Below are 16,907 nucleotides of genomic sequence, written 5' to 3'. Positions count from 1 at the left end.
CTTAACTGGGGAGGTCTCACAGGCGGTCTCATTAGCCGTAGTAACAACGAATTGTGAGAAGTCAGCAGAAGCCATAGTAGTGAGGAAGTTCCTGTAATGGGGACGGAGCGAAGGGCTGAACAATCAATCAGTTGAAGTACGTTCCACTTCGTAGCCGGAGCATACGCCTGTCGATGACTTCAAAGGCGGCAAAGGCAAAAGGGGCAGAAAGGAAACAACGCATGGACACAAGCAGTCTCATGGAGCAGATATTAAGCAGGGATAATCTAAATGCGGCGTATCTGCAAGTCGTAAGGAATAAAGGAGCGGCAGGCGTGGACGGGATGACCGTTGAAGAACTTGGCGCATATCTTTCGGAAAACGGCGAAAACATTAAGGAACAGTTGCGGACGAGGAAGTATAAGCCGAAGCCAGTCCGCAGGGTGGAGATACCCAAACCCGATGGTGGTACAAGAAATCTTGGAGTGCCAACAGCAGTAGACCGCTTTGTACAGCAGGCGGTGGCACAGGTGCTTACCCCGATATTTGAGGAGCAGTTTCACGACCACAGCTATGGATTCAGACCCAAGCGGTGTGCACAGCAGGCAGTCCTTAAAGCATTGGAAATGATGAATGACGGACACAACTGGATAGTGGATATCGACCTAGCGAAATTCTTTGACACAGTAGACCATGACAAGCTGATGACGATTTTCGGACGGACAATAAAGGACGGAGATGTCATATCGGTGGTAAGAAAGATTCTGGTCAGCGGCGTAATGATTGATGATGAGTATGAAGATACGGTAGTCGGCACACCGCAGGGTGGAAATATCTCGCCGCTGTTAGCAAATATCATGTTAAATGAGCTGGACAAAGAACTGGAAGCAAGGAGGCTGGATTTCGTCCGGTATGCAGATGACCTTATTATAATGGTCGGGAGCAGACAGGCGGCAGAGCGGGTAATGAAGAGCGTGGCTCGGTTTATAGAGGAAAAGCTTGGACTGAAAGTGAACGCGGAAAAGAGCAGGGTTGATAAACCAAAGGGCATTAAGTATCTGGGGTTTGGATTTTACTATGACTCATTTGCCAAAGGGTACAAAGCCAGACCACACCCGAAAGCGGCAGCAAAGTTCAAGGCGCAGATGAAGAAATATACAAGCAGGAGCTGGGGAGTGGGCAATGGTTATAAAATTGGGAAACTCAACCGGCTTATCCGAGGGTGGATAAATTATTTCAAAATCGGAAGCATGAAAAGGCTGTGCGCAAAAATGGACGGACAGATTCGGTATCGACTGCGCATGTGCATATGGAAACACTGGAAAACGCCAAAGAACAGGGAAAAGAATCTTATCAAACTTGGTCTGCCGCCAAATGCGGCACATGGCATTTCATATGCCAAAGGATATGCCAGAGTGTGCAGAAGCTGGAATCTCCACATTTGTATCAGTAAAGAGAGACTAGCTAAGTTTGGTCTTGTATCCATGGAAGACTACTACGCCGAAAAGGCTGTTACATGTTAAGTTGATTGAACCGCCGTATACCGAACGGTACGTACGGTGGTGTGAGAGGTCGGAAGGCGAAATAATCGCCTTCCTCCTACTCGATTTGGTTGATTCCGGCCCTTTGATTCCCGCTGATTTTGGCCCCACAATTCGTAAATCCCCGGAACCCTCTATTGACAATGGGGAACAGATTTTACTATAATAGAAGTAAGTTTAAAACATGTTTCAAGTCTTTGATATCTGCCCCGCGTCCGGCTTCAGAAGAACTTATAGTATGGAGGCGTCCTGTTTCCTTTAGATGCTTCCGGTCTTTACCATATATTCCATCAAGAAAGAGAGGTAGTTATATGAACCAGGAACAGTTAAAAATCATGAGCGGGAAAAAAGGGTTTATCGCGGCGTTAGACCAGAGCGGCGGCAGTACGCCAAAGGCGCTCAAGAATTACGGAATCGGAGAGGACCAGTACAGCAATGACGAGGAGATGTTTAATCTGGTCCATGAGATGCGCACCAGGATTATAACCAGTCCCTCCTTTACCTCAGACCATATCCTGGCAGCCATCCTTTTTGAGAATACCATGGAGCGGAAGATAGGGGATAAGCTGACTGCGGATTACCTGTGGGAGGAGAAGGGAATTATTCCCATTCTGAAGGTGGATAAGGGCCTGGCGGAGGAAACGGACGGAGTCAGGCTGATGAAGCCCATTCCGGGACTGGACGAACTCCTTGGGCGTGCGGTGGAGCGCCATATTTTCGGCACCAAGATGCGTTCCGTGATTAAGCAGGCAAATCCTGCGGGAATCAAAAAGATTGTGGACCAGCAGTTTGAAATCGGGCTTCGCATTGCCGCTTCGGGACTGGTTCCCATACTGGAGCCGGAGATTGATATTTACAGCCCGGATAAGGCTGAGTCTGAGCAAATCATGAAGGATGAAACCAAGAAACATCTGGCAGAGCTTCCGGAGGATACCAAGCTGATGTTTAAACTGTCCATTCCGGATAAGCATGGATTCTACAGCGACCTCATGAAAGATTCCCATGTGGTGCGCGTGGTGGCGCTGTCAGGCGGATATTCCCGCCAGGAGGCCAATGAGCGTTTAAGCCGCAGTCCGGGACTGATTGCCAGCTTTTCCAGGGCATTGTCCGAAGGCCTTAACGCAAATCAGACCCAGGGTGAGTTTGACCGTATGCTGGCCCGGTCCATTAAGGAGATTTATGAGGCATCCATAACCTGAGAATAATCATCCTAACCTGGGAACAGCACACATAATCTGAGACAGGGAGGCTCCGCTATTACTGCGGAGCCGTTTTTGCGGGCTGGCAACAGATAGCAGGTCACTGGACTGATTTGGCGGCCTGCCTTATGTTTACAAGGACTGTTATAAATGATATCATATAAAAAGATGTGATGAACGTGTATCCTGATAAAAGGGTGCAGAAGCTTTGAGTTATGACAAGAGGAAGCTATGAAACGAAAGTTAATTGGAACATGGCATGCCGCGGCCTTTTTAACGTTCTGCTTTGTGCTCGCACTGACGGCCAGCGGTGTTTTTTACAATCAGCGGGGGAAGCTGGCAGGGGAATTCGGAAACATGGTGGCGGCTAACCTGACCTCTTATACCCAGGCCCAGAAACGTTATCTGAACAGCTCCATCACGGATGCCTGGAATACACTGAAAGGGATTTCAGGACTGGTTGAACAGATTGTCCCGGAATATACGGAGGATTCCCTGAACGAGTATCTGGACCAGCTTAATTTGCAGAACAGGGACTATATGATAGAATACCTGTCCCTGAAAGAGCTGGAGAGAAGACTGAGGAACCAGCAGGCGGCGGAACGTGACTGGACCCTGTTCCGTAAGATTGAGCAGGGAACAGGCGTGGTGTCCGATATATGGGACTGGAAGAAGGCGGGAAACCAGTCTGTGTTCACGGTTGCGGAACCGGTCTGGAAGAATGGGAAAGTGATTGGAGTGCTGCAGACCAGACTGGAGCCCCTGACCATCACGGAACAGGTGCCTGAAGCCAGTGCGTTTACGCGCAGCAGCACCCTCATTGTGAGACGTGACGGGACCATCCTTGCCAGTGAGAACCACAACCGGGGCGATATATCCACCGGGAACCTGTTTGTCTCCGTAAAGACATCCGGCATTACGGATGAGGTAGTGAGGCAGATGGAAGAATGCTTCTACGGGGACGGGTCAGACAGCTTTATGTTTGAGGGGAAGGGGGATTCCTATTATTTTTCCTGGGATTACCTGGGGTATAATGAATGGTATATCGTGAATTTTGTACGCTCGCCGGATGTGGCCATTCATTATGAAAATATTTTAAAGGAGCTTATCTATGCCAGCCTGTTTCTGATTGGCCTTACGGCTGTCCTGGGCGGCGGAATCGTAGTCTTGTTTCTACATTACCGGAGAAGCCTTGATTTTGAGACTAAGAAGTACGGTCTACTGGCGGAATTTTCTGACACGGCCCTCTTTGAATACGACAGGAGAAAGGATATACTGGAATTTACCAACAATGCCAGGCGCATACTGATGCTGGATGAGCTGAGAATCAGCCATGTCATGGGAAAAAAGATCAGGACAGACCTGTTCCTCCAGGAGGACAGGAAGGTTATGGAGGATATGTTAAGAAGCAGGACCGGCAGCTGGGAGGACAATATCCAGTATGCGGAGCTGAGGCTTAAGAGTATTTCCGGTGAGTATCACTGGTTTGGCTGCCATTATAAGACCATTACTTCTGATACGGGAACCGTTGTCAAGGTGGTGGGAAAGCTGGCGGACATTTCACGGCAGAGAAGCAGGGAGCAGGAGCTTCGGGAACAGGCCATGCGGGACGTGCTTACTGGAATCTACAACAAAGCAGGTGAAAGGCTGATTGACCGGATGGTTAAGGAAAAAGGACAGGGACTGTTTCTGATGCTGGATTTAAATGATTTTAAAAGCATCAACGACACCATGGGCCATGCGGCGGGGGACGCCATACTCACTGAGCTGGGAAGGGTCTTAAAAGGAAACTGCAGGGAAAATGATATAGTGGCCCGCATTGGCGGGGATGAATTTGTCATGTTCCTGCCAGGGGTATTTGACAGGCAGACAGGAAAACGGAAGATAGGGGAAATACAGGAAAGTCTCAGGACAGTCAGGATATCTACCTGGGGCATTAGGGGAATCAAGGCCAGCATAGGCGCCGCCCTGTGCCCGGAGGACGGGATGGATTACGGGACTCTGTATAAGGCTGCGGACGAGGCCATGTATCAGGCCAAGGAGCAGTCCAAAAACCGGAATGAGAGCGGGGAGGCAGGAGAAGAAAACCATGACAGGACAATATCATGACAGGAGGAGCATGACATGAGGCATGGGTGGGGAAGTGTGATTTTGTCGGGAGGACAGGGACGCCGTATGGGCGGTATCGACAAAGGAGGACTGGACTTTAAGGGAGAGTCTTTCCGCGGGCATATCCAGAAGCAGCTTCAGGCCCTGGAAATCCCATGTTACCTGTCGCGGGTCTGCTATGGGGGCAGGGGGGACAGGGAAGGCGGACTGGAAGTGATTGAGGATGCCGTAAAGGGGGCCAAGGGACAGTGGATTGGCCCCATGGGCGGCATATGGTCCTGCTTTCAGAGCACAGGACTTGAGGGGCTGTTCTTTGTCTCATGTGATATGCCTTTATTCAGGAAAGAGATGGCGGTAATTCTGATGGAGCGTTGGGAACCGGGGGCGGACGCGGTGCTGTGGAGGACCAGGGACGGCCGTATACAGCCCATGTGCGGCTTTTACGCGGCCACCTGTATGGAGGCTCTGGGAGACACGATCCGTGGGGGAAATTACCGGCTGATGAAGTTCCTGGACGCTGTCCGCTGTATTGTGGTGGATACGTCAGAGGCCCACATACCGGATATATGGTTTGCCAATGTGAATTCTCCCTCCGCGTACAGGAGCCTGGGAGAGCTTCGCACGCCTGTGATGGCCGTAAGCGGCAGGAAGGATACCGGTAAGACAGCCCTTTTAGAGATGCTGGTCAGGGAACTGGCCAGAGTGGGAATCCGGTCCGCGGTAATCAAACATGACGGCCATGAGTTTGAGGCGGATGTTCCGGGAACCGACAGCCGGAGGATAAAGGATGCGGGGGCATACGGCACGGTGGTGTACTCCGGCACCAAATTTTCCATGACAAAGGAGCAGCCTTCCATGGAGGCAGAGGATTTCTTCGGTTTCTTCCCGGAGGCAGACATTATTTTCCTGGAAGGGCAGAAATATTCGGATGTTCCAAAGCTGGAGGTGTTGAGAAAGGAAGTCTCCAATGTCCCGGTGTGCAGGCCGGAAACAGTGCTGGCTTATATATGGAGCGGGGAGAACGGCTGGAGCGAAAATGCCGGTCCGGCCGGGGAAAGCCGCCGGAATGGGAAATGTCCCGTGCTCACAGCGGATCAGAAGGACCGCATCCTGGAAATTGTGATTGAGCACATGGACAGGTACAGCCGGGGAGACGAAAGGGATGAGCTATGACAGCAAAGGAAGCTTTGGAGAAGGCAGACTTTTTCAGCGCGGCCAGTGCAGGCAGCCGGGATGAAATCGCGGGTTTTGCCTATATACGCAGGTATGGCAAGGGAGCGCACGTGTTTTATGACAGGGAGGAGAGTACATGCCTGTATTTTCTGGTGGAGGGCGTGGCGTCCCTGTATAAGATCAATTCCCTGGTAATGGTGCTGCCGGCAGACCGGTTTATTCAGGTTATGGATAAGGACGGCAGGCTGGCCAGGGAAGTCATGGGGGCCATGGCTCTTAAAATCCGCCGGCTGTACCGCCAGCTTAAGAATACCACCAATGCCCCCAGCGGTGAGAAGCGCCTGGCGGCAAAGCTTTTTAAACTGGGCAAAGATTACGGGGTATGTTCAGGGGACGGAACTCTGATTGAAATGAACTCTTCGATTCTTCTCCGCCCAAAGCAGGCCTTGCGGTAATTGGAGAATATTCTTAACAACATTTAATCCAAATATAGTGCAGGGTATCACTTGATTTTTCGATTACTCCATGATTATCTAAGGCTGTCTTAATGGATGCCGTATTGTTTTTGTGAATGGTCAGCAGTGCTTTTTCAATGCCCATGTCAGAACATTCTTTTATTAACTCCGAGAGAAGTATCTTACCAAATCCTTTATTCCTTTGACCAGGACGTATGGAATAGCCTATTGTTCCCCCGTCAGCAAGGAGTTTATCGGTCAAAATATGACGTATTTTTCCATATCCAACTGGTTTGCCGTCTATGAACAGCCAGTAAATGGTCTGCGGAACCTTCCATCCGTCAACGAGACCTGTTTGATTGCCGGATGCAGCATTGTCAGCCAACCAGGACTTATACGCATCAATTGACGTGAGGGCAGGGGTGATGAATCCATTTTCATTTTCAGGAAATTCCTGTAACATTTCATATATGTCATCACCGTCGCTGGGGCACAGTTTTTTTAGATGAATTTTCATAGTCGTTCTGCCTCCTGTAATGGAATTGCCGTATCTGTTATATGAAGCCCATGACTTATATACATAATTCTAATAGTTGGGGACGTATCTGTCAAATGCAGAAGCACTTTCTTTTACTCCTTTTTTCCGAACAAGGAGGAGCTGATTGTGGAGGCCCTTTATCCGCAGCAGCTCAAACTCATAGAATATGCCCGGAAACTGATGAACGATTCGGTCCTGAGATGGAGGGATAAGGTGAAAATGTTTCTCCATGTTATGGTGAAAAATATGGGCTCGCGGTTTTGACGATGGAAGAGCGACCCCTGATCTTCAAACGTTTATCCGGGGAAAGTTATAAGGTGTTCAGAGATAAACAATTCAGTCTTTTACGTGTCATATTAAAAAGTTTTGAGATTGAAACCAATACAGAACAGCTTAAATAAATTGGTGCTCAATTTGCCGTTACTGGTTCCTGAGGCTTCTGATGCGGCTGCGGAACTTTAAATGGAGGCGCTTGCGGATTACCTGGAAAAACAAAAAAGTAAACGAATCTTACAAACAGAAAAAGCAGCTGCATACGCCTGAACAGTATGTCCCGACTCCATATCCGGGCGGATTTTATCCAGACATAATAAGTGCGAAATAAGAAAACACTCTTTATTTTCTGCCTTTGTTATGAAGCGTCCACCGTACCATTTGAATAGTTACCTACGGATAAATGAGAGGATTAAAAGAGGGAATTCACATAACGAACAGCTGCGGACATAAACTGTCTCAGTTTAATCAAAAAGAGGGTTTAATTCCCCGCAGCTTGCTGCGTAACAAACTTTTTCAAGACATGGAGGAAGTGATATACTAGAGGAAAAAGGAAAGGAGAAATTGTGTGATGAGTGAAACAATACGCAAGTCACACAATGTATCAGTACTCATGTATCATTTCGTATGTCCAGCAAAATATAGAAGAGTAGTAATAGATGAAGATGTAGATAGGGTAATCAAAGAAACGTGTGAGGGAATTCAGGAAAGGTATGAAATAAGATTTTTGGAAGTAGGTACAGATAAAGACCATATACATTTTCTTATCCAGTCAGTGCCTACATATAGTCCAAAAAAAATCATCCAAATAGTGAAGAGCATCATAGCCCGGGAGGTGTTCGCGAAATGTCCACAAGTGAAGAAAAAATTGTGGGGAGGAGAATTCTGGACAGATGGCTATTACGTAGCAACGGTGAGTGAACATGGGAATGAGCAAATCATAAGTAGATATGTGAAAGAACAGGGACAGGAAAAAAATTATAAAACAATCTATAAAAACGTAGAGAAAACAAAGCAGTATAGCATATGGGATTATATGTAGAGGTTGCAACCTTCGATACCCCGCAGCTTGCTGCGGGGTAGTTCATTTGTTGTTTTTCACCGGATAGCTCATTTTTTCATTTTTGCCGACACTTCTATTCGAACAAAAGGAAATTAAATTTTTCATAAATCATCAAAAATAACGCAGAACCAAAAAATCTTTTATTTTCCTCATATAACCTTGCGATTGGGTAAAAAATAAGACATCCTGAATACAAAATCCAGAATGTCATGGTTTTCTCGGACCAATATGATAATAGATCATTTTTCCAGACAAAAACGCTTCGTTCCATTTTCCGTACACACCACGCGAAAATTAAATAACTTCCCATCTGTCCAGAATTCCATTGTATCAAGGATCCTCATCACAGTGGTACGATTAATCAAATGCTCTTTCTCAGCTGCGAATGGTGCAAACTCTCGATTGATCCAATCCGTGATCTCGGTTATCGTAAGTGGTCTCTCTTTTGTTGCATGGTTCTCCAATATATTTAATATTAAAAGTGGAAACATCGTCGGCTGCATAGTATTTTCCTCTCTTTCAGCACGAAAAAAAGACCCCGCCAGGGCCTCTTTTGTTTCCATCCTTATCGTCTCAATCAGGCATCTGGCAGTTCCGGTTTGAAGTTACGCCAAAAAGTCCGCTGCCATAGCATGAACTGTATAATGAATACGAGCTCATACTGACACCGGACTGCCCATAACTTGACTGATGTGCAAATCGTCTGACTGCCATGATCATTTCCTCCTGCTGATATTTTCTAAAGCCAGTATATCCAACTTCTGGATATCTGTCAAGCGCAGACGGAAGGATTCGAACCTTCGTGCCGGAAAAGCCGACAAACTCCTTAGCGGGGAGCCGCATTAAGCCTCTCTGCCACGCCTGCATATAAGTGCGCCGGGCTGGATTTGAACCTGCATTGTTTACCACGTGGGTCACGGTTTTACAGACCGCTCGCTTCAGCCTTTTACATACCTGCGCATGATTGGATTCTCTTTCGAGATCACGGTGTGGGTGGGATTCGAACCCACGAGCCGGAAGACCGGATGACGGTTTTCAGGACCGCCTGCTTATAGCCTCTTGCATACCACACCAGATACGGAGATGCTGGGATTCGAACCCAGGCGTCTATTTAAGACCTGTCAGTTTTCGAAACTGAACTCTTCAACCACTTGAGTACATCTCCTTAGTCTACCCGAATTCGATAAACTAAATCGCTGATCGAATACAGAGCGAAGCGACAAGACCCGGATTCGAACCGGGAATGCGACAGACCCGCAACGGCACGCTTCCAACGTGCTGCCTTACCGTTAGGCTACCTTGTCAGAATGGGCAGAGATGGACTCGGACCATCGATGTTTCCTGCGTGGCTGATTTACAGTCAGCTGCCTTCGCCGCTAGGCTACCTGCCCTTCATCTTATGACTGTATTGTAGCAGATGAGGATATGCAAATTTGCACTGATTCTTCTTTTTTTTGATTGTTAATAAAAAAAATACGACTTTATAACTTTTTAATAAAAAAATATCGTACAGGACACTTTGGTGTATAATTAGTTTGCCAACAAAATATACAAAGGAAAGTGACCCTGTACGACAAACTCATTATACAACGAAAAGAACCTGATTGGTAGACTTCATCAATATTTTTCCATCTATTTTAAAACCTTTTCTTCCCTGCCGCGGAGACTTTATTCCTACTGGCTTTATCCATACTTGCCATGGAGTCGGCGGATTCCATCCGTTCCCTCTACCGACATTTTTTGTCTGCCATCACCCAAAGGTCACTGACTGCTTTTTATTATGCCTGTTCCTACTCCAAAGCAGACTATTCCAGATTCATGAATGTAACGGCATCCCTGGCTTTAAAACTCATTCCTGACTCCCTGAAGTCACAGCCGGTCTTCTTCTGCATTGATGATACCATGATTTCTAAATTTGGAAGGAAATTTGAAGATGTTTCAAAACTTTTTGACCATGCAGCACACAATGGCTCCAACTATCTGAACGGCCATTGCTTTGTCAGTCTCATGCTTTGTGTCCCCATATGGAGCAACCGCCGGATTGCTTATCTGGCTGTCCCTCTCGGTTACCGCATGTGGCAGAAAAAAGAATCGAAACTGAAGCTTGCCGCAGCCATGGTGCGTCAGGTCATGCCCTCTTTTGCTTCTCAGAAGAATGTCATAATCCTTTGTGACAGTTGGTACGCCAAGAAAAATCTCGCCTGTATTGTTGATGAATATCCAAATCTGGATTTGATCTGTAATGCCAGGGCTGACTCTGTTATTTATGACCTTACCCCACAGCCAACCGGCAGAAGAGGCAGGCCCGCAAAGCATGGGGAACGCCTTTCTATTAAAGAGGACTTCACTCTTTCTGCTGAAAAGATAGGGGATTACTACATGGGTGTACGCCGGGTCCTTACCAATATCTTCGGGCAAAGGGAGGTTCCCGCCTATGTAACTTCTATAGAGAAAACCGGCGGCTCCAGACGCCTGTTTTTCAGTACGATTATTCCAGAGCAGATGCAGATATTCTGCGCATGGCAGGAAAAGGCGCCGCTAAACCAGACCGGGAGTGAGCGTATGCAGTTCATCCCATTATTGTTACACATTTCGCTGGAATATCGAGGTGAGTTATTATGAACAGAAAACGTTCTGGTCGTTATGCAGCTATATGTTACGCAGTCGGAAGGGAATCGAAATGTTGGTTAATCTGATCAACATCTCGTATTGTGCCATGAAGATACTGCCATATCAGGAAGAATCATTTTCAAAGTACCGTACAGAAAGTGTGCAGGAATTTCGGTTTGCCCTTAGTGAGCAAATCCGGCAGCAGGTATTTTATGCCACTTTCGTGAGAAATATCGAAACCAGCATAAAATCCAGTGTTGGGCCCCGGCGCTCTTTTTTCGCCGGCTCTTTGTATTGGCGTTTGACGCCGGCCTTTTGGCATTGGCTTTTTCGCATTAGCTTTTTGGCATCGGCCCTTTGTCAAAGGGGGAAATGTCACAGCGGGAGGGGGAAATGTCACAGATTTCCGCTTGACGAAATCAGGTTCCCTTGCTATGATAATATCAACAAGTGTTATATTGCTTGTAGAACAAATATAACTTTCCTTGTTACACAAAACGAAAGATGGTGGTTTTATGTTCTTGAAGATTGATTTCAACAGTGATGAAGCAATCTATATACAGCTGCGCAACCAGATTATCATGGGGATTGCCACGGACATGATACGGGAGGGGGATACTCTGCCCTCTGTCCGTCAAATGGCTGATTATATCGGCATCAACATGCATACAGTTAATAAGGCATATTCTGTGTTACGCCAGGAAGGTTTTGTAAAGCTGGACCGGCGCAAGGGCGCTGTGGTCAGCCTGGACGTGGATAAGATGCAGGCCATTGACGACATGCGGGGAGACCTGGATGTGGTTCTGGCCTGGGGTATCTGCAAGAATATCAGCCGGGATGAAATCCATCATCTGGTGGATGAGATTTATGATAAATACACCCGCGGGTGTATGGGGACGGAAGACGGCCAGGAGACCGGGGAAGGTTAGAAACTGCCGGAACATGGGCGGCGGTTGTCCGCCCGTATATTCAGGCATGTTCTGAAAAAAGGCCAGGACCGTGCTGTGCAGAAAGCGCGGGTACGGTTTTGGATATTAATGGAGGATTCGTATGTTATGTGAAAGATGTAAAATCCGGGAAGCCACGATCAAATACACTGAGATAATCAACGGCATAAAAACGGAACATAACCTTTGCTCTCACTGTGCGAAGGAGATGGATTTCGGCCAGTACTCCGCCCTCCTGGATGGGGAGTTTCCCCTGGGAAAGCTTCTTTCCGGCCTTCTGGGTCTGGAGGATGACGAGGAGGAAACCGATGTGAGGGGAAGCGTAGTCTGCCCCACCTGCGGAACCAGCTTCGACGACTTTGTGGAGAACAGCCGGTTCGGATGCGCTGACTGTTATGGCGTATTTGATTTGTTTATCAATGATAAGATGAAGCAACTTCAGGGAAGTGAGAGCCATAAGGGCAAACATCCCAAATACAGAAGTACATTTGAAAAGGAACACCCGGAGGCAGCCGGGGGCTCCGGGGAGGAAACCCAGGGGAACACAGACTGTTTGACAGAGGCCGGTTCCCGGGATTCCCAGACCGCTGTGGCCAGAAAGCAGATTAAGGAGTTAGACGCCAAGCTAAAGGAAGCAGTGCGCCAGGAGGATTATGAACTGGCGGCCAGCTACCGGGACCAGATTAAAGAACTGAAAAAGGAGGCTGGAATCCATGAGTAAATGGTTTGAGGAAATAGACTGCAAAAACTCTAATGTGATATACAGCCGTATCCGTCTGGCCAGGAACTGGGATGAATATGTGTTTCCCTCCAGGATGACCGCCACGCAGTGCGGCGAGATGGTGGAACGTCTCGGGGAGGGCCTTAAAGGGCTTAAGGACCAGGAAGGCCGGGATTTAAGCTACAGTCAGCTGGACCAGATGCAGGAGCTGGAGAAGATGGCCCTCAGGGAGCGCAGAATCCTCAACATGGCCTGCGTCAACAGGAAGGAGCCGTCAGGACTGCTGCTGTCAGCCGATGAGTCGGGCAGCATAGTCCTGGGCGGGGATGATCACATCCGCATGCAGATACTGTCGCCCGGACTCAAACTGGATGAGCTGTGGCAGAAGGCGGATGTTCTGGACGATTACGTCAATGAACGGTTTTCCTATGCCTTTGACGAAAAATACGGATATCTCACCTCCTTTCCCACCAATGTGGGAACAGGACTGCGGGCCTGTGTGGTGCTTCATCTGCCAACCTTATCCCAGGTGCGCAAGTTCCAGAGCATTGTGGCGGATATGAGCCGGTTCGGAACCGCTATCCGCGGCCTGTACGGAGAGGGAAGCGACAACTATGGAAGTCTTTATGAGGTATCCAACCAGAGGACCCTGGGACAGTCCGAGAAGGAAATCGTGGAATTGGTTACAAAGGCAGCGGCCCAGCTCAACAACCAGGAAATGCGGGTCAGGAGCGCCACTCTTAACACCCAGCGTCTGGAGCGGGAGGATGAGGCATATAAGTCCTACGGCGTCTTAAAGTACGCCAGGAAGATGTCGGAGAAGGATGCCAGGATATTCATTTCCCAGCTCATGGCAGGGGAAGAGGACGGCCTGATGAAATTTAATGAGGAATGCTCCCTTTACAGCCTGATTATAGGAATTAAGCCTGCCAATTTAAATCTTTGGGCCAAACGGCCTCTGGATAAGGATGAGCTGGACGCTGTGAGGGCAGCTTATATAAGGCAGAATCTGCCTGAGATAGTCTAGCTCTGCCATGGGCAGAGCCAGGTTTAACACACTTGCAAGGAGGACATGACATTATGATGGAACGATATACACCACAGGCCCAGGAAGCGCTTGGGCTGGCAGTGGGCGTGGCAGAGACGCTGAACCATGGTTACGTGGGCACAGAGCATCTGCTCATCGGCCTGCTGCAGGAAGGGACCGGAGTGGCGGCCAAGGTACTGGAGGAAAACGGAGTGGAGGAAGACCGCGTCATTGAACTGGTGAGCCAGCTTATCGCCCCCAACCCAACGGTACAGACCGCGGACAGGACGGCCTATACCCCCAGGGCCCGCCGTGTCATAGAGAACAGCTACAGGGAGGCTGTCCGTTTTAAGGCAGCCCAGATAGGAACAGAGCACATTCTGATTGCCATGCTGAGGGAAGGGGATTGTGTAGCCAGCCGCCTTCTCAACACCATCGGGGTCAATATACAGAAGCTCTATATTGATCTGTTGGCAGCCATGGGTGAGGACGCCCCTGCCGCAAAGGATGACCTTCAGGGAGCCAGGGCCGGAAAGCGCGGCAATGCCACGCCTACCCTGGACAGCTACAGCAGGAACCTGACCCAGCTGGCTACAGCGGGAAAACTGGACCCTGTCATAGGGAGGGAGCAGGAGATCCAGCGCGTGATACAGATTCTGAGCCGCCGCACTAAGAATAACCCGTGTCTGATTGGCGAACCCGGCGTGGGCAAGACAGCCGTGGTAGAGGGTCTGGCCCAGATGATTGCGTCCGGCGATGTGCCTGAAACCATAGCAGACAAAAGGGTAGTGACCCTGGACCTGTCCGGTATGGTGGCAGGCTCCAAATACAGGGGTGAGTTCGAGGAGCGTATTAAGAAGGTCATCTCCGAGGTGGTGGAGTCCGGCGATGTGCTGCTGTTTATTGATGAGATACACACCATCATCGGGGCAGGCGGGGCCGAGGGCGCTCTGGATGCGTCCAATATATTAAAACCGTCCCTGGCCAGAGGTGAGATTCAGCTCATTGGAGCCACCACGATCAATGAGTACCGCAAATATATAGAGAAGGATTCTGCCCTGGAACGCCGTTTTCAGCCGGTGACCGTGGATGAGCCTTCAGAGGAGGAGTCCGTTGCCATACTTAAGGGGCTCAGAAGCCGTTATGAGGAGCATCACAAAGTAGAGATAACGGACGATGCCCTGGAGGCGGCAGTGAAGCTGTCCAGCCGTTATATTAACGACAGGTTTCTGCCGGATAAGGCCATCGACCTCATTGACGAGGCCGCTTCCAAGGTGCGTCTCCAGAACTACACAAAGCCGGATAAGATTAAGGTATACGAGGCTGAGATTGACGGTCTGGAGGAAGCCAAGGAGGAGGCCATCAAGAAGGAAGCCTACGAGAAGGCCGGAGAGATAAAGAAAAAACAGGAAAAGATACGGGAAAAGATAGCTCAGACCATGGAAAAATGGCAGAAGGACAAGGAGAGCAAAAAGCTGATTGTCAGCGACAATGAGATTGCGGATGTGGTATCCGGCTGGACCAGGATTCCGGTAAGGAAGCTGGCTGAGGAGGAATCAGAGCGTCTGAGAAATCTGGAAGGCATCCTGCACCAGAGGGTGGTGGGCCAGGAGGAGGCGGTAACAGCCATTTCCAAGGCCATCCGCAGAGGCAGGGTAGGTCTTAAGGACCCCAAGCGTCCCATTGGCTCCTTCCTGTTTCTGGGTCCCACAGGCGTGGGAAAGACGGAGCTGTCCAAGGCATTGTCAGAGGCCATGTTCGGTACGGAAAATGCCCTGATTCGCGTGGATATGTCTGAATATATGGAGAAACACAGCGTATCCAAGATGATAGGATCGCCGCCAGGATATGTGGGATATGATGAAGGAGGGCAGCTCAGCGAAAAGGTCCGCCGCAATCCCTACAGCGTCATCCTTTTTGACGAGATTGAAAAGGCCCATCCGGACGTGTTCAACATTCTGCTGCAGGTTTTGGATGACGGCCATATCACGGATGCCCAGGGACGAAAGATTGACTTTAAGAATACCATTATCATCATGACCTCCAATGCGGGGGCGGAGAATATCATTTCCCCCAAACGTCTGGGATTCGGCATGGTAAGCGATGCCAAGGCAGATTATACGTTCATGAAGGACCGAGTTATGGATGAGGTGAAACGCCTCTTTAAGCCTGAGTTTTTAAACCGTATTGATGAAATTATCGTGTTCCATCAGCTTACAAGAGAGCATATCAAGGGAATCGCGGATATCATGCTGGGCACCATCAGCAAACGCTGCAAGGAACAGCTGGGCATAGGGCTGGAGGCAACGGACAGCGCCAAAGAGCACCTGATCGATAAGGGTTATGACGACAAATACGGCGCAAGACCCCTGAGACGCACCATACAGAATCTGGTGGAGGACCGGATGGCTGAGGAGATGCTGGATGGCAGCATCAAAGCCGGCTCCCTGGTGGAAGTGGGATTTGACGGGGAAAAGCTTACCTTTACCGTGAAGGCAAAGACAGCCAGGCCGAAGGCAGCCTCCAAACCGGCCTCCAAACCGGCCGCTGCCAGGGAAGGTTCTGAAGATGAGGGAAAGACTGTGCGGGGCAAAAGCAGCGCCGGACGCGCTACAGGCAGGAAAAAGGAGACCCCGGCGCCTAAGGTTTAACAGCATCTGTAGCAGTTTATACAAATTAAGAATATTTTCACTAGTTATTTTTCGGTAATTGTTGTATAATTTTTATGAAGAGGTTATACTTAAGCACAATTAGCAGGAGGATAAGAAGATGCCGGTCATTGAAGAGTTAATCTGCATAGAGCAGGATGGCACCATTAGTTTTGGCAATTACAAGTTAGGACAGAAGGCTAAGAAGTCCGATTTTGAATATCAGGGAGACATGTATAAGGTCAAGACCTACAACGAGATTACCAAACTGGAGCGCAATGACATGTTTGTTTATGAATCTGTACCCGGAACAGCGGCAGAGCATTTCAAGGTTACGGATGAGGACGTGGAATTCGCGGTGGAAGGCAGCAGGGATGCACAGATTACCATACAGCTTGAGAACGATACAGATTACGAGGTTTACGTTGACGGTGCAGCCGTAGGCAGCATGAAAACCAACATGAGCGGCAAGCTCAGCGTGAGCGTGGAGCTGGAAGAAGGGGTATCGGTTCAGGTTAAGGCTGTAAAGAGAGCATAAAACTTAAGTATCATACAGGCTGGAAGCGATTCCAGCCTTTTTCTGTCAGTTTTTACATTTTATTCCATGAATATTAGGAGGCTATC

14 protein-coding genes and 6 tRNA genes are annotated in these 16,907 nt (G+C 48.9%); 12 read left to right on the top strand and 8 right to left on the bottom strand.

Annotated elements, in window-relative coordinates; genetic code table 11:
- The first annotated feature begins 221 nt into the window (after positions 1-221).
- From ltrA to LA360_RS06475, 5 genes are all read left to right on the top strand, one after another.
- Complete coding sequence (gene ltrA, locus LA360_RS06495; RefSeq protein ID WP_002578445.1) at positions 222-1,502, top strand: group II intron reverse transcriptase/maturase; 1,281 nt, start codon at positions 222-224, stop codon at positions 1,500-1,502.
- A gap of 329 nt (positions 1,503-1,831) precedes the next feature.
- The gene (locus LA360_RS06490; protein WP_022203239.1) at positions 1,832-2,719 is read left to right on the top strand and encodes a fructose bisphosphate aldolase; all 888 of its coding nucleotides are present in this window, start codon (positions 1,832-1,834) and stop codon (positions 2,717-2,719) included.
- A 231-nt stretch (positions 2,720-2,950) separates the two neighbouring features.
- Positions 2,951-4,828 (top strand): sensor domain-containing diguanylate cyclase, encoded by a 1,878-nt coding sequence (locus tag LA360_RS06485; RefSeq protein WP_022203238.1) that lies wholly within the window; start codon positions 2,951-2,953, stop codon positions 4,826-4,828.
- A 15-nt stretch (positions 4,829-4,843) separates the two neighbouring features.
- On the top strand, positions 4,844-6,001 hold the full coding sequence (mobB, locus tag LA360_RS06480; RefSeq protein WP_022203237.1) for a molybdopterin-guanine dinucleotide biosynthesis protein B: 1,158 nt from the start codon (positions 4,844-4,846) through the stop codon (positions 5,999-6,001).
- The gene (locus LA360_RS06475; RefSeq protein WP_057572132.1) at positions 5,998-6,456 is read left to right on the top strand and encodes a cyclic nucleotide-binding domain-containing protein; all 459 of its coding nucleotides are present in this window, start codon (positions 5,998-6,000) and stop codon (positions 6,454-6,456) included. Before mobB ends, LA360_RS06475 begins: the two co-directional genes overlap by 4 nt.
- 13 nt (positions 6,457-6,469) lie before the next feature.
- Here LA360_RS06475 and LA360_RS06470 read toward each other — a convergent pair whose 3' ends face one another.
- Complete coding sequence (locus LA360_RS06470) at positions 6,470-6,973, bottom strand: GNAT family N-acetyltransferase (RefSeq protein WP_022202094.1); 504 nt, start codon at positions 6,971-6,973, stop codon at positions 6,470-6,472.
- 865 nt (positions 6,974-7,838) lie between these two features.
- Here LA360_RS06470 and tnpA point away from each other — a divergent pair.
- The gene (tnpA, locus tag LA360_RS06465) at positions 7,839-8,309 is read left to right on the top strand and encodes an IS200/IS605 family transposase (protein ID WP_112483138.1); all 471 of its coding nucleotides are present in this window, start codon (positions 7,839-7,841) and stop codon (positions 8,307-8,309) included.
- Between the two features lie 260 nt (positions 8,310-8,569).
- On the opposite strand, the gene LA360_RS06460 is transcribed toward tnpA, so the two are convergent.
- The 7 genes from LA360_RS06460 to LA360_RS06430 all read right to left on the bottom strand — a co-directional run bounded on the left by LA360_RS06460 (position 8,570) and on the right by LA360_RS06430 (position 9,721).
- Complete coding sequence (locus tag LA360_RS06460) at positions 8,570-8,833, bottom strand: hypothetical protein (protein WP_057572784.1); 264 nt, start codon at positions 8,831-8,833, stop codon at positions 8,570-8,572.
- A gap of 274 nt (positions 8,834-9,107) precedes the next feature.
- Positions 9,108-9,195, bottom strand: a tRNA-Ser gene (locus LA360_RS06455).
- A 7-nt stretch (positions 9,196-9,202) separates the two neighbouring features.
- Positions 9,203-9,290: transfer RNA gene (locus LA360_RS06450), tRNA-Tyr, on the bottom strand.
- A 25-nt stretch (positions 9,291-9,315) separates the two neighbouring features.
- Positions 9,316-9,403 (bottom strand) — tRNA-Ser (locus LA360_RS06445).
- 5 nt (positions 9,404-9,408) lie between these two features.
- Positions 9,409-9,495: transfer RNA gene (locus LA360_RS06440), tRNA-Ser, on the bottom strand.
- 52 nt (positions 9,496-9,547) lie between these two features.
- Positions 9,548-9,634 (bottom strand) — tRNA-Ser (locus LA360_RS06435).
- 4 nt (positions 9,635-9,638) lie between these two features.
- Positions 9,639-9,721 (bottom strand) — tRNA-Tyr (locus tag LA360_RS06430).
- Between the two features lie 307 nt (positions 9,722-10,028).
- Here LA360_RS06430 and LA360_RS06425 point away from each other — a divergent pair.
- The 6 genes from LA360_RS06425 (at position 10,029) to LA360_RS06400 (ending at position 16,821) form a co-directional block, all read left to right on the top strand.
- Positions 10,029-10,952, top strand: coding sequence for an IS701 family transposase (locus tag LA360_RS06425; RefSeq protein WP_225537354.1), 924 nt, complete (start codon positions 10,029-10,031; stop codon positions 10,950-10,952).
- A gap of 503 nt (positions 10,953-11,455) precedes the next feature.
- Complete coding sequence (locus tag LA360_RS06420; RefSeq protein ID WP_002583791.1) at positions 11,456-11,869, top strand: GntR family transcriptional regulator; 414 nt, start codon at positions 11,456-11,458, stop codon at positions 11,867-11,869.
- A gap of 121 nt (positions 11,870-11,990) precedes the next feature.
- Complete coding sequence (locus tag LA360_RS06415) at positions 11,991-12,608, top strand: UvrB/UvrC motif-containing protein (protein ID WP_065551438.1); 618 nt, start codon at positions 11,991-11,993, stop codon at positions 12,606-12,608.
- Positions 12,601-13,635 carry an ATP--guanido phosphotransferase gene (locus LA360_RS06410; RefSeq protein WP_112482310.1) on the top strand — a complete coding sequence of 345 codons (1,035 nt, stop codon included), beginning with the start codon at positions 12,601-12,603 and terminating at the stop codon, positions 13,633-13,635. Before LA360_RS06415 ends, LA360_RS06410 begins: the two co-directional genes overlap by 8 nt.
- 53 nt (positions 13,636-13,688) lie before the next feature.
- Positions 13,689-16,286, top strand: coding sequence for an ATP-dependent Clp protease ATP-binding subunit (locus LA360_RS06405; protein WP_057573105.1), 2,598 nt, complete (start codon positions 13,689-13,691; stop codon positions 16,284-16,286).
- 118 nt (positions 16,287-16,404) lie between these two features.
- Positions 16,405-16,821, top strand: coding sequence for a hypothetical protein (locus tag LA360_RS06400; RefSeq protein WP_002567200.1), 417 nt, complete (start codon positions 16,405-16,407; stop codon positions 16,819-16,821).
- The last annotated feature ends 86 nt before the right edge of the window (positions 16,822-16,907 follow it).

The sequence above is a fragment of the Enterocloster clostridioformis genome (genome assembly GCF_020297485.1).
Taxonomy (GTDB): Bacteria; Bacillota; Clostridia; order Lachnospirales; family Lachnospiraceae; genus Enterocloster; species Enterocloster clostridioformis.
This window is presented reverse-complemented; position numbering and strand designations above follow the sequence as displayed.

Bases quoted from the DNA above. Each gene is read 5' to 3' on its own strand.
- LA360_RS06410 (WP_112482310.1), top strand. From the start codon at position 12,601: ATGAGTAAATGGTTTGAGGAAATAGACTGCAAAAACTCTAATGTGATA.
- tnpA (WP_112483138.1), top strand. From the start codon at position 7,839: ATGAGTGAAACAATACGCAAGTCACACAATGTATCAGTACTCATGTAT.
- LA360_RS06420 (WP_002583791.1), top strand. From the start codon at position 11,456: ATGTTCTTGAAGATTGATTTCAACAGTGATGAAGCAATCTATATACAG.
- LA360_RS06460 (WP_057572784.1), bottom strand. From the start codon at position 8,833: ATGCAGCCGACGATGTTTCCACTTTTAATATTAAATATATTGGAGAAC.
- LA360_RS06475 (WP_057572132.1), top strand. From the start codon at position 5,998: ATGACAGCAAAGGAAGCTTTGGAGAAGGCAGACTTTTTCAGCGCGGCC.
- ltrA (WP_002578445.1), top strand. From the start codon at position 222: ATGGACACAAGCAGTCTCATGGAGCAGATATTAAGCAGGGATAATCTA.
- LA360_RS06485 (WP_022203238.1), top strand. From the start codon at position 2,951: ATGAAACGAAAGTTAATTGGAACATGGCATGCCGCGGCCTTTTTAACG.
- LA360_RS06470 (WP_022202094.1), bottom strand. From the start codon at position 6,973: ATGAAAATTCATCTAAAAAAACTGTGCCCCAGCGACGGTGATGACATA.
- LA360_RS06490 (WP_022203239.1), top strand. From the start codon at position 1,832: ATGAACCAGGAACAGTTAAAAATCATGAGCGGGAAAAAAGGGTTTATC.
- LA360_RS06405 (WP_057573105.1), top strand. From the start codon at position 13,689: ATGATGGAACGATATACACCACAGGCCCAGGAAGCGCTTGGGCTGGCA.
- mobB (WP_022203237.1), top strand. From the start codon at position 4,844: ATGAGGCATGGGTGGGGAAGTGTGATTTTGTCGGGAGGACAGGGACGC.
- LA360_RS06415 (WP_065551438.1), top strand. From the start codon at position 11,991: ATGTTATGTGAAAGATGTAAAATCCGGGAAGCCACGATCAAATACACT.
- LA360_RS06425 (WP_225537354.1), top strand. From the start codon at position 10,029: ATGGAGTCGGCGGATTCCATCCGTTCCCTCTACCGACATTTTTTGTCT.
- LA360_RS06400 (WP_002567200.1), top strand. From the start codon at position 16,405: ATGCCGGTCATTGAAGAGTTAATCTGCATAGAGCAGGATGGCACCATT.